Origin of the sequence: Stenotrophomonas beteli (assembly GCF_001431665.1) — a bacterium.
GTDB lineage: Bacteria > Pseudomonadota > Gammaproteobacteria > Xanthomonadales > Xanthomonadaceae > Stenotrophomonas > Stenotrophomonas beteli.
Genome location: NZ_LLXV01000052.1, coordinates 1 through 12021, shown reverse-complemented (window position 1 = coordinate 12021; position 12021 = coordinate 1). Strand labels below are relative to the sequence as shown.

The 12021-nt window shown below is 69.1% G+C and carries 10 protein-coding genes and 1 pseudogene; 4 read left to right on the top strand and 7 right to left on the bottom strand.

Annotation, left to right across the window (positions count from 1 at the left end):
- Positions 1 to 153: 153 nt before the first annotated feature.
- Positions 154 to 720 (bottom strand): N-acetylmuramoyl-L-alanine amidase, encoded by a 567-nt coding sequence (locus ARC23_RS13495; RefSeq protein WP_057497670.1) that lies wholly within the window; start codon positions 718 to 720, stop codon positions 154 to 156.
- A gap of 72 nt (positions 721 to 792) precedes the next feature.
- On the opposite strand from ARC23_RS13495, the gene ARC23_RS13490 reads away from it, so the two are divergent.
- A complete protein-coding gene (locus ARC23_RS13490) occupies positions 793 to 1320 on the top strand; it encodes an alpha/beta hydrolase (protein WP_057497669.1) in 528 nt (175 codons plus the stop codon).
- A 145-nt stretch (positions 1321 to 1465) separates the two neighbouring features.
- The gene (rlmKL, locus tag ARC23_RS13485; protein WP_057497668.1) at positions 1466 to 3604 is read left to right on the top strand and encodes a bifunctional 23S rRNA (guanine(2069)-N(7))-methyltransferase RlmK/23S rRNA (guanine(2445)-N(2))-methyltransferase RlmL; all 2139 of its coding nucleotides are present in this window, start codon (positions 1466 to 1468) and stop codon (positions 3602 to 3604) included.
- 61 nt (positions 3605 to 3665) lie between these two features.
- Here the strand turns inward: rlmKL and ARC23_RS13480 are convergent, their stop codons facing one another.
- The 6 genes from ARC23_RS13480 to aptA all read right to left on the bottom strand — a co-directional run bounded on the left by ARC23_RS13480 (position 3666) and on the right by aptA (position 9878).
- Positions 3666 to 3995, bottom strand: a complete 330-nt coding sequence (locus ARC23_RS13480; RefSeq protein WP_057497667.1) for a DUF3325 domain-containing protein — start codon at positions 3993 to 3995, stop codon at positions 3666 to 3668.
- Entirely contained in the window at positions 3992 to 5620 is a 1629-nt protein-coding gene (locus ARC23_RS13475) for a PepSY-associated TM helix domain-containing protein (RefSeq protein WP_057497666.1), read from the bottom strand. Before ARC23_RS13475 ends, ARC23_RS13480 begins: the two co-directional genes overlap by 4 nt.
- A complete protein-coding gene (locus ARC23_RS13470) occupies positions 5617 to 5931 on the bottom strand; it encodes a DUF3649 domain-containing protein (RefSeq protein ID WP_057497665.1) in 315 nt (104 codons plus the stop codon). The genes ARC23_RS13475 and ARC23_RS13470 overlap by 4 nt, the downstream gene beginning before the upstream one ends.
- A gap of 244 nt (positions 5932 to 6175) precedes the next feature.
- On the bottom strand, positions 6176 to 7462 hold the full coding sequence (locus ARC23_RS13465; protein ID WP_057497664.1) for a DUF445 domain-containing protein: 1287 nt from the start codon (positions 7460 to 7462) through the stop codon (positions 6176 to 6178).
- A 121-nt stretch (positions 7463 to 7583) separates the two neighbouring features.
- The gene (locus ARC23_RS13460; protein WP_057497663.1) at positions 7584 to 8462 is read right to left on the bottom strand and encodes a ParB N-terminal domain-containing protein; all 879 of its coding nucleotides are present in this window, start codon (positions 8460 to 8462) and stop codon (positions 7584 to 7586) included.
- Positions 8463 to 8525: 63 nt separating this feature from the next.
- Positions 8526 to 9878 carry an omega-aminotransferase AptA gene (gene aptA, locus ARC23_RS13455; protein ID WP_057497662.1) on the bottom strand — a complete coding sequence of 451 codons (1353 nt, stop codon included), beginning with the start codon at positions 9876 to 9878 and terminating at the stop codon, positions 8526 to 8528.
- A gap of 103 nt (positions 9879 to 9981) precedes the next feature.
- On the opposite strand from aptA, the pseudogene ARC23_RS13450 reads away from it, so the two are divergent.
- Positions 9982 to 11477 (top strand): annotated as a pseudogene (locus tag ARC23_RS13450) (aldehyde dehydrogenase).
- A 200-nt stretch (positions 11478 to 11677) separates the two neighbouring features.
- Positions 11678 to 12021 (top strand): MFS transporter (locus tag ARC23_RS13445; RefSeq protein ID WP_152985271.1); only part of this gene is annotated, 344 nt, incomplete at its 3' end.

Here is a 12021-nt window from a genome sequence, read left to right as displayed (position 1 = left end):
GTCCGCGGCATGGATGCCGCGGCCAAGCCCCCATGGACGGGTTCACGGCGTCCCCCGCAACCGGACCCACCCCGCCATCCCACGGAATGCCAGAGTTTGACGTTGACGTTGACGTTGCCGTTGCCTCTGCGGGTGCAGGGCGCAGCCTGCCGCTTATCCAACCGGATGCAGTGGCACCTTCGCCAGTACCCGCGCCCACGGGAACAACGGGCCCGGATCGCGCTTGCGTGCCACCATCAGCGCCGGGTCGTCGCTGGCCGGCACCTGCTCAAGATCCAGCTGGTCATGCCCGGCAATCCGCCGCAGCGACGGGTAGCGCGCTGCCAGCGCCAGCAGCAGCCGCTCCAGCGCTTCCAGCTGCGCTTCGGTGTAGGCCTCATCCATCGCCTGGTGGCGGCTGTCGAACCAGTCCGGGTAGCGCCCGGTATTGACCAGTTCGATGCCCAGCGTATGCGCGTTCATGCCGCGCACGTGGTGGGCCACCCGTTCCGGCGCCACGAACTGCACCACGCTGCCATCGCGGTCGATATAGAAATGGCCACTGTTGCCGGCACCACTCTCGTACAGCACGCGCTCGCCGTACTCACGGGCCATGGCCAGGTCGGGCAGCTCGGTGCAGTGGATCACCACCATCTCCAGCGTGGCCGGATCGCGCAGCGGCAGGCGGTCGTGGTAGGGCAGGGGCTGCAGCTGCAGGCCGGGCAGGAGCGGGTTGGGCATCCGGCGATGCTAGCATTGCGGCATGAACCTGCCTTCCCTTTGCTCGTCGGCCCGCGGCCCCGGAGCGCGCGCATGAGCCGCGGCCACTGCATCCTGTCCCACGGCTTCGAGAGCGGCCCGGAGGCGACCAAGGTCACCGCGCTGGCCGAGGTGGCGCAGCGTCTGGGCTGGAGCCACGAGCGCCCCGACTACACCGACCTGGACGCGATGAGCGAGGTCAGCCGGGTGGGCGACGTGCCGACCCGACTGCGCCGCCTGGTCGAGCGCGCCGCCATCGCTGCCCGGCAGGGGCCGGTGGTGCTGGCCGGCTCCAGCCTGGGCGCCTACATCTCCGCCATCGCCTCGCTGCAGGTGCCGGTGGCTGGCCTGTTCCTGATGGTGCCGCCGACCACCATGGGCCCGATGCCGGCGCTGGACGCCGCCGCGGTGCCGACCAGCGTGGTCCAGGCCTGGCATGACGAGGTGGTACCGGCCGCCGGGGTAATCGCGTGGGCGCAGGCGCGCGCGGCGCAGTTGTTGCTGGTCGACGACGGCCATCGCCTGGAGCGCCACGTGGAGGCTTCCGCGCAGGCCTTCGAGCGCCTGCTGCGGCAACTGTGAAGCCCGGGCGCACGGCGCGCCCGCCCGCTTTGACTACAATGGCAGCCCCGCCGCCCCCGGCGCGGGCCTGCTGGCCGTGCTTGCGGCCCTCCTTTCCGACCGGCCTGGCCCCTGTGCCGCGCCCGACCACCTGCGAACCGATCCCGTGAAATTCTTCGTCTCCTGCGCCAAGGGCCTGGAATACCTGCTTGCCGATGAGCTGTCGGCCCTGGGCCTTGGCAAGGCCACTGCCACCATTGCCGGCGTCAACGCCGAGGGCGAACTGGCGCAGGCGCTGCGGATCGTGATGTGGTCGCGCCTGGCCAGCCGCGTGCTGTGGCCGATCGACGAGTTCGACTGCCCGGACGAGCAGGCCCTGTACGACGGTGTGCGCGCGCTGCCGTGGCACGAGCACATCACGCCGGAGATGACCCTGGCGGTGGACGCGCACGTGTCCGGCGACAAGATCACCCATGCGCGCTTCGCCGCACAGCGGATCAAGGACGCCATCGTCGACCGCATGCGCGATGAAGGCCTGGAACGGCCCTCGGTCAACACCGACCTGCCGGATGTGCGCGTGAACCTGTCGCTGCGCAAGGGCCGTGCCTCGCTGTCGATCGACCTCGGCGGCGGCCCGTTGCACCGTCGTGGCTGGCGGGGCGCCGCCCACGAGGCACCGCTGAAGGAAAACCTGGCCGCCGCGCTGCTGCTGCGCGCGCAGTGGCCGCGCCTGCACGCCGCCGGTGGTGGCCTGCTGGACCCGATGTGCGGCAGCGGCACCCTGCTGATCGAAGGTGCGCTGATGGCCGCCGACGTCGCTCCCGGCCTGATGCGCCATGGCAGCCTGCCGCCGAGCCGCTGGCTGGGCTTCGACAAGGCCGCCTGGAAGACCCTCCAGAGCGAAGCGCGCGAACGCGAAGCGGCCGGCCTGGCCGCGCTGAAGCCGGTCATCCACGGCAGCGACATCGACCCGGCCGCGATCCAGGCGGCGCGCGAGAATGCAGAGGTTGCCGGCGTCGCCCACGCGATCCGCTTCACCCGTGCTGACGTGGCCGACCTGGCCGCGCCGGAGCAGCAGATCGGCGCGGTGGTCTGCAACCCGCCCTACGACGAGCGCCTGGCGGCCGACCCGGCGCTGTACCGCGCGTTGGGCAATGCCCTGCAGAAGGCGGTGCCGCAGTGGCGCGCCAGCCTGCTGTGCGGCAACGATGAACTGGCCTTTGCCACCGGCCTGCGTGCGGGCAAGAAGTACCAGATGTTCAACGGTGCCCTGGAATGCGCGCTGATCGTCTGCGATCCGATCGCCGTGCCGGGCCGTGACCCGGCGCAACCGCGTGAGCTGAGCGAAGGCGCGCAGATGGTGGCCAACCGCCTGCGCAAGAACCTGAAGAAGTTCAAGAGCTGGCGCGCGCGCGAGGACATCACCTGCTTCCGCGCCTACGATGCCGACCTGCCGGAGTACGCGGCGGCCATCGACGTCTACGAGGAAGACGGCGGCAAGCGCCGCACCTTCCTGCATGTGCAGGAATACGCGGCACCGGCCGCGATTCCGGAAAACGACGTCCGCCGCCGCCGCAACGAACTGCTGGCCGCTGCACGTGAAGTATTCGGCGTGCCGCCGGAACAGGTGTCGATGAAGTCGCGCGAGCGTGGCAAGGGCGGCAGCAAGTACGGCCGCTTCGAACAGCGCGACGAGTTCATCGTGGTGCGCGAGAACAACGCGCTGCTGCAGGTGAACCTGTTCGACTACCTGGATACCGGCCTGTTCCTTGACCATCGCCCGCTGCGCCGGATGATGGCCGAGCAGGTGCGGGGCAAGCGCTTCCTCAACCTGTTCTGCTACACCGGCGTGGCCAGCGTGCAGGCGGCGGTGGCCGGTGCGGCCAGCACCACCAGCGTCGACCTGTCGGCCACCTACCTGCAGTGGTGCTACGACAACCTAGCGTTGAACGGGCAGGGCGGCAACCAGCATCTGCTGGTGCAGGCCGATGCGATGGCCTGGCTGGAAGCGGACCGTGGCCAGTACGACGTGATCTTCTGCGACCCGCCGACGTTCTCCAACTCCGCGCGCGCCGACGACTTCGACGTGCAGCGCGAGCAGATCAAGCTGCTGCGTGCAGCCGTGGCGCGGCTGGCGCCGGGGGGCGTGCTGTACTTCTCCAACAACTTCCGCCGCTTCAAGCTGGAAGAGAACGCCATCGCCGAATTCGCCCAGTGCCGCGAGATCACCGCGCGCACCCTCGGCCCGGATTTCGAACGCAACGCGCGCATCCACCGCGCGTGGGAACTGAAGCGGTTGGGGTAACGCAACGCCCGGGGTCGGAGTCCTTGCGCTGCGCACAAGGGATCCGACCCCGGTGGCTCTGCTACAGCAACGCCACCATCAGCCCCAGCACCGGCAGCGTGATCGCCAGGGGGGCGATCCACTTCGGCCGGTACGGGTACAGCCCGAACGACAGCGCCACGCCGCCCACGGTCATTGCGCCCAGCCACAGAACAGGCCCCATCGCCCAGCCGTGGTCGGCCACGCACAGCGCGAACGCCATCGTCAGCAGCGCCCAACCCAGCACCCGCCACTGCGTGCGGCGTACCGGCGTGGCAGCAGCCTTGCCATGCAGGTCGTGCTGGTGCCTTTCCATCGCCAGCGACAATGCAGTGAACGCGGAGAACGACAGCGTCAGTGCCAGCAGCATCATGCGCTGGCCTCCGCTCCGGTCGCCGCCGCCGATGCCTTCGGTGCCGCCGCCGCGGCGGCGCGCTTCTTCTTCTCGGCCGCACTCAACGGCGGTGTCCAGTGCTGCATGCGCCAGCCGCACAGCGCCAGCATCGCGCCGAACGCGATCATCGACAGATCGACGCCGGCCAGCGCCCAGTCACCCGTGCGCAGGGTGATGCCCAGGTGCGCGTGCGTGGTCAGCGCGTTGACCACCGGCACCAGCGCGAACGCCGCTGCACCGAGGTAGAGCTGCCAGGCCCACGTCATCCGCTTGGGCCAGATGAAGGCGGCCAGCAGTGCCGCGCCCCAGGCGTAGAAGAACACGTTGGCCTCGGCGCTGGAGCGCTCGGCGATGTCCAGCGGCAGCAGGCGGTTGCCCCAGAAGTAGGCGGCGAAGGCGATCGGCAGGCCGGCCACGGTGCCGATGTTCAGCGCATCGACCAGGCGCAGACCGAAGCCGGTGCGCCCACTCTTGGCATGCTTTGGCCGTTCCTTCACCGCCCACAGCACCACGCCACTGGCCACCATCAGGCAGCCGACCAGGCCGGACAGGAAGAACAGTGCGCGCAGGCCCCAGTCCGCGAAGCGGGCCAGGTGCAGGCCGTACAGCACGCCGCGGGTGGCGGTGGCGCCCCCCGAGGGCGGCGTCTCTTCCAGCAGCGCACCGCTGGCCATGTCGTAGCGCAAGGCCGGAGTGTCGGTGGACAGGCGCTTGCCGTCGCGCTGGCGGATGTCGATCACCGCGTTGGCCGCGCCCGGGTTGGACACGGTGAATCCGGCTACTTCCACGCCGTGCCAGTGCGCGCGTGCGCTGTCCAGCAACTGCGCGATCGGCAGCGGCGTGGCGCGTCCTTCGGCCGGCGCGGTCACCTCCGGCATGCCACCAAAGGCTTCAAAGAAGAACTTGTCTTCGTCCTGCGGGTAGGCCACCTTCACCCCCCACGGCAGGTACATGATCATCAGCGTGACGATGCCGGTGTAGGTGATCATCGCGTGGTAGGGCAGCGCCATCACCGCGCTGACATTGTGGAAATCCAGCCAGGAACGCAGGCCCTTGTCCTTGCGGAAGGTGAAGAAGTCCTTGAAGATCTTCTTGTGGGTGATGACGCCGGTGATGATCGCCACCAGCATGAACATCGCGCAGAAGCCGACCAGATAGCGCGCCCACAGCACGGGGATGTAGTGCAGGTCGAAGTGCAGGCGGTAGAAGAAGTCACCGCCACGCGTTTCGCGCGCCTTCAGGGCCTGGCCGGTGTTCGGGTCCAGCGTGGCATCGCCGAAGCCGCCGCGACGGCCGCGGCTGGGGTCGGCCAGCTCCGGTGGCAGCCGCCAGAACATCTGCATGGCCGGGTTGCGCGGCTGCGGCAGGGTGACGAACCAGGCCCCGGCCTGGCTGGCATTGGCCTGCAGGTAGTCCACCGCGCGCTGCGCGGCGACGTCGATGCTGACAGCGCTGGAGGGCAACTCCGGACGCATCCAGCGGCTGATTTCCTCGCGGTAATAGCTGGCGGTGCCGGCCATGAAGATCAGCAGCAGCAGCCAGCCGACCAGCAGCCCGGTCCAGGTGTGCAGCCAGGCCATCGATTGGCGGAATCCATTCTTCATGCCCAGGCCCCCAGCATGCGCGCAATGGCCGCCATCAGCAGGGTGGGTGCGAGGATGCCGACCCAGGCGCGCAGCGCACTGCGGGTGGCGAACGCCCACAGTGCGGCGCAGGCGGCGACCAGGATCGCCAGCAGCATGCCGGTCAGCACGGTCTGGCCGCGCGCACCGGGCAACGCCACTGCGCAGAACACGCTGGTCATCGAGGCCAGCGCATAGCCGCCGAAGATCGCGGCCAACGAACGTGACAGCACGCCCCAGCGCGGGTTGGAAAAGAAGGTGCGGGGGCTGGCGGTTGCGGGCGAGCGGTCCACTTGGGTCCTGCAGGTTGGAGAAGGGATGGAATGCGTCCGCGGCCCCCTGCGCCCTGCGCACGTTGCCCCGCGTGTCCCATCGACACGAGGCACGTCCCGCGCGGGCGGGCAGCCCAGAAGCCGGGGATGTACACGGGCGATGGGCACGTTTCCGTGCCATTTGGCTAAGCGCACAACCGATCAGTAAATGATAGGCATTCGCATTTTATGAATCAAGCATGACGATGCCGGGGAGCGCTGGCGGCTAGAACCTGAACACCACGGTTGCCGCGTGCAGCAGCAGGCCGATCAGGCCGCCCACCAAGGTGCCGTTGAAACGGATGAACTGCAGGTCGCGGCCCACGCTCAGTTCCAGCTGCTCGACCAGATGCCGCTCGTCCCAGCCCTTCACGGTCTGCGCGATGTGCGTGGTCACGCCTTCGCGCAGGCGACCGGTCAGGCGCTGCGCGCCCTCCAGCAGATGCTGGTTCAGCGCGTCGCGCAGCGCGGGATCGGCCTGCAGGCTGCTGCCCAGCGAGGCAAGGCTGCGCTGCAGGTGACCAACCAGCGCCGAGTCTGCGCGTTGCAGGTCGGCGCGCAGGCTGGCGTGGATGCGCGCCCACAGGCCCTGCACGTAGTCCTGCAGGGCGGGGTGGTCGATCATTTCCTGCTTGAGCTGTTCGATGCGCTCGGCCAGGGCTGGGTCCTCGCGCAGGCGCTGCACGTAATTCTGCAGCCAGCTCTCATAGTCCTGGCGCAGCGGATGCTGCGGCTCGGCCAGCACCTGCTGCAGCTCTTCCAGCACCGCGCGGGCCAGGCGTTCGGCCAGGCTGTCGCCGATTTCGTCGATCGGCTTGACCCAGTTCACCGTGCTCGACAGGGTGGGCCACTCGCGCTGGATGTAACGCACGATCAGCTGCGAGGCACGCTCCTTCACTTCCGGCTGCTCCAGCCAGCGCCCCAGCCGTTGCAGGCCCTCGTCCAGCACGCGCTGGTGGCGCCCATCGGCGGTCAGCAGGGCCAGCAGCTCACCGGCGGTGGCGGCGGCATTCCACTGCCGCAGCTGCTGCACCACGAAGGCATGCAGCTGCCGGCGTACGGCGGTTTCGTCGAAGAAATCCAGCGCCTGCAGCGCCCAGCCGCGGGCCATGTCGGCCAGCATCCGCGAGCGCGCCGGGTCGGCCAGCCAGCTGCCGAGGCGGCTGGCCGGATCGAACACCTGCAGCTTGGCCAGCAGCACGCCCGGCTCCAGGAACTGGTCGCGCACGAACAGGGCCAGGCTGTCGCCAATGCGCTCTTTGCTGCGCGGGATGATCGCGGTATGCGGGATCGGCAGCCCCATCGGCCGCCGGAACAGCGCCACGACCGCGAACCAGTCGGCCAGTGCACCCACCGCCGCTGCTTCGCAGAAGGCCGAGACCCAGGCCCATATGCCGCGCTCACCCTGCCAATGGCTGACCGCGAAACCGGCCAGCATCAACAGCAGCAGGCCCAGTGCGAGGGCTTTCAGGCGCCGCAGCTGGGCGCGGCGCGGATCGTGGGCTGGCGTCATGCCGGAAGTCTACCCGCAGCCCGGTGACGCTTGCCTGTAGAGCCGGGCCATGCCCGGCTGCGGGACTCGAGCGAAGAGCAGCCGAGCATAGGCTCGGCTCTACAGCGGCGTGACGCGACCGTTACAGCGTTTCGAGCTGCTTGCGCAGCGCGGCCAGCTGCGCGCGCAGGGTATCGTTCTCGCGGGTCAGGGCAACCACGCGACGGCGCAGCGCCGGGGCATCCTCGCCCAGCTGCTCCAGCGCCGACAGTACTTCGGCATCGCGGCTGGCAATCTCGTCCTCATCCGCCTCCTCGAAATCCATCTCGGCCGGTTCAGGCTTCGCTGCGCGCGGCTTGCGCTTGGATTCGCGCACGCGCTTGGCGGCCTGCTTCAGCTCGTCCTTGCCACCGGCGGCGGCGGCGCGCTGTTCTTCTTCGGGCAGATCGGCCACCGCCGCTGCCGCGCTGATCGAGATCACCCCGGCCTTGACCGCTTCGACCACCTCGGCCGCGGCCTGGGCATGGATGCGTTCGATCATGCCGACCTGGCTGGTGCTCAGCTTGGCCTCGCGGGCCAGCTCGGCGCGGCTGATCTTCGGTGCCGGTTCCCACGGCGGGCTGTCTTCGCCGCCCCCGTCGGTGACGTCGGCCGTTCCATCACTTTCGCGCTGCAGCTGGGCCTGCTCGACCTGCTTGCGGGCAGCCAGGATGTCGCGCTTGCGCAGGGCCAGAACGCCGCGCTGGAAGTCGGACACGCTGCGACGGCCCAGGTGCTGCTCGATCATCCACAGGTGCACGTCTTCCATGCTCTGGAAGCGGGTGTTCTGCACGGTGTTGAAGGGCAGGCCATGCTTCTGGCAGATGCCGAAACGGTTGTGGCCGTCGACCAGTACGTTGCCCCACAGGACCAGCGCGTCACGACAGCCCTCGGCCAGGATGCTGCGCTCCAGCGCGTCATGTTCGTCCGCAGTCAGCGGGTCGATATAGGCCTTGAGTTCTTCTTTGACGACGATATCCATGGGCACGACAGCGAGCAGGAGCGGAACCGCCCATTGTACCCGCTCGCTGCCGCCGGCCCAGGCTCAGGCCGTGGCCCGGATCATCTCGCCCAGGGTGCCGGTGATCTGGCCGATCTGCGCCCTGTCCACGATCAGCGGCGGCGACAACGCGATGATGTCGCCGGTGCAGCGCACCAGCAGCCGGCCGTCGTGGAAGCAGCGCCGGTAGACCTCATAGCCCCGGCTGCCCGGCGCATCGCGGCGAGGCGCCAGCTCAACCGCGCCGACCAGGCCGAAGTTGCGGATGTCGATCACGTTGGGCAGGCCCTGCAGGGCATGCAGCCGTTCCTGCCAGTACTCGCCCAGCTCGATGGCGCGCTCGAACAGGCGCTCCTCCGCATAGACCTCCAGCGTCGCCAGCGCCGCGGCGCAAGCCAGCGGATGCCCCGAATAGGTATAGCCATGGAACAGCTCGATGGCCTGTGGCGGTGCCTGCATCAGGGTTGCATGCACGGCGTCGCTGGCCAGCACGCCGCCCAGCGGCACCGCGCCATTGCTGACCCCCTTGGCGAAGGTCAGCAGGTCCGGGGTCACGCCGAAGCGCTGCGCGGCGAACGGCATGCCGACCCGTCCGAAGCCGGTGATGACTTCGTCGAACACCAGCAGGATGCCGTGATGGTCGCAGAGCTCGCGCAATCGTTGCAGGTAACCGGGCGCCGGCAGGATCACCCCGGCGGAACCGGCGACCGGTTCGACGAACACCGCCGCGATGGTGGAGGCGTCGTGCAGCGCGATCAGCCGTTCCAGGTCATCGGCCAGCTCCGCGCCCTGGCGCGGCAGGCCTTTGCTGAACGCATTGCGTTGCAGGTCCAGGGTGTGGCGCAGGTGATCGACGCCCCCCAGCTGCAGGCCGAAGGCCTTGCGATTGTTGGGCAGTCCACCGAGCGCCATGCCACCGAAGCCGACGCCATGGTAGGCCTTCTCGCGGCTGATGAAGCGCGTGCGCTGGCCCTCGCCACGCTGGCGGTGGTAGGCCAGCACGATCTTCATCGCGGTATCCACCGCTTCTGAGCCGGAGCTGGTGAAGAACACATGGTTGAGCGGGCCCGGCGCCAGTGCGGCCAACCGCTGCGCCAGCGCGAATGCGGGCGGCGAACCCATCTGGAACGCAGGCGAATAGTCGAGCGTGCGTGCCTGCTCGACGATGGCCTCGACGATGCGCGGCCGTGCATGGCCGGCGTTGCAGCACCACAGGCCGGCCGTGCCATCGAGGATCTGGCGGCCGTCGACATCTTCGTAGTGCATGCCCTGGGCCCGCACCAGCAGGCGCGGCGCGGCCTTGTACTGGCGGTTGGCGGTGAACGGCATCCAGTACGCCTCCAGTGACTCGGGGCGCTGGGTGGCGAGGTCGTGCAGGTCGCTTTCAGGGCGCTTCATGCCGGCTCCATCAGGTCCGATAGGGGGAATGTAGCGCAGCTGCGTCACGGCGGAGTCGCGGCCACGCCGGTATAACCAGGGCCACTGTTCCGAGGAGCCCGACATGGCCGACTTCCCCGACCGCAGCCACTGGCAGGCGTTGTCCCAGCGCCTTTCGATTCCGGGCCAGGCCTTCATTGATGGCCGCTACGCCGACGCCGCCAGCGGCGCACGCTTCAACTGCATCAGCCCGATCGACGGGCGGATGCTGGCAGCGGTCGCCGACTGCGACGCGCAGGATGTGGAGCGCGCAGTGCTGGCCGCGCGGCGTGCCTTCGAGGCTGGCCACTGGTCGCAGGCGCGCCCGGCTCATCGCAAGCGCGTGCTGCTGGCGCTGGCGGCGTTGGTGGAAAAACACGCCGACGAGCTGGCCCTGCTGGAAACCCTGGACATGGGCAAACCGGTGCGCGACGCGCGCCGTATCGACCTGCCCGGCGTGGTGCGCTGCCTGAGCTGGACTGCCGAAGCGGTGGACAAGCTGTACGGCGAGGTCGCACCCACCGGTCCGCATGAACTAGGCCTGGTCACGCGCGAGGCCGCTGGCGTGGTGGCGGCGATCGTGCCGTGGAATTTCCCGCTGCTGATGGCCTGCTGGAAGATCGCGCCGGCGCTGGCCATGGGCAATTCGGTGGTGCTCAAACCCTCCGAGCGTTCGCCCCTGAGCGCGCTGCGGCTGGCGGCGCTGGCCGCCGAGGCCGGCCTGCCGGACGGTGTACTGAACGTGCTGCCCGGCCACGGCGCGCGCGTCGGCGAGCCCCTGGCCCTGCACATGGATGTGGACGTGCTGGCGTTCACCGGCTCTACCGCCACCGGCGCAAAGCTGCTGGAGTACGCGGGCCGGTCCAATCTGAAGCGGATCTGGCTGGAATGCGGCGGCAAGAGCCCGCACCTGGTGTTCGCCGATGCTCCCGATCTGGACGCCGCCGCCAAGGCCGTGGCGCAGGGCATCTTCTTCAACCAGGGGAAGTCTGTACCGCCGGTTCGCGATTGTTGGTGCAGCGCTCGATCCGCGAGGACTTCGTGCATCAGGTGGTTGCATACGGCCAGCACATGCAGCCCCGCCATCCGCTGGACGCCGATGCACCGATGGGGGCGCTGGTCGATGCCGCGCACGTGGACAAGGTGCTGGCCGACATCGCCCGTGCCGAGGGCGAGGGCGCCCGCCTGCTGTTGGGCGGCCATCGGGCCGAGGTGGAGGCCGGCGGCTGCTACGTGCAGCCCACGGTATTCGACCAGGTGCGGCCAGAGCAGGCGCTGGCGCGGGAGGAGGTGTTCGGCCCGGTGCTGGCGGTGCTCGGCTTCGAGGACGAGGCCGAGGCGGTGCGCCTGGCCAATGACAGCCGCTATGGGCTGGCCGCCGGCCTGTGGACGCGCGATCTCGGCCGCGCCCACCGCGTCGCACGCCAGCTGCGCGCCGGCAGCGTGTGGGTGAACGGCTGGGATGGTGGCGACATGACTGCACCGTTCGGTGGCTACAAGCAGTCCGGCAATGGGCGTGACAAATCGCTGCATGCGTTCGACAAGTACAGCGAGATCAAGGCCACCTGGATTCAGTTGTAACGGCGCCGGGGCTTGCGCCCACCTGTGGAGCCGAGCCGATGCTCGGCTGCATTTCGCGGAATGTGGTCGAGCAGGGGCGAGAACCTGCAGAACAATGGCGCCTGCCACCCCCGTTGGCATCGGTGTCGGCTGAAACCATCGCCCCGTGCGACCACCGCCCCGTGGCAGAATCGGGCGACCCGCCGTTACCCGTGTTGCCGATGTCGACGATCACCGCTGCCGCATCACCCGTGAATTCTCCCCGTCGTGTCCTGCTGGCCAGCCTGATCGGCACCACCATCGAATTCTTCGATTTCTACATCTACGCCACTGCGGCGGTGCTGGTGTTCCCGCACCTGTTCTTCCCGGACAGCAGCGAACAAGCGGCGCTGCTGCAATCGCTGGCCACCTTCGCGGTGGCCTTCATCGCGCGCCCGGTCGGCTCGGCGGTGTTCGGGCACTTCGGCGACCGCATCGGCCGCAAGGCCACGCTGGTCGCCGCGCTGCTGACCATGGGCCTGTCCACGGTGCTGATCGGCCTGCTGCCTACCCACGCGCAGCTGTT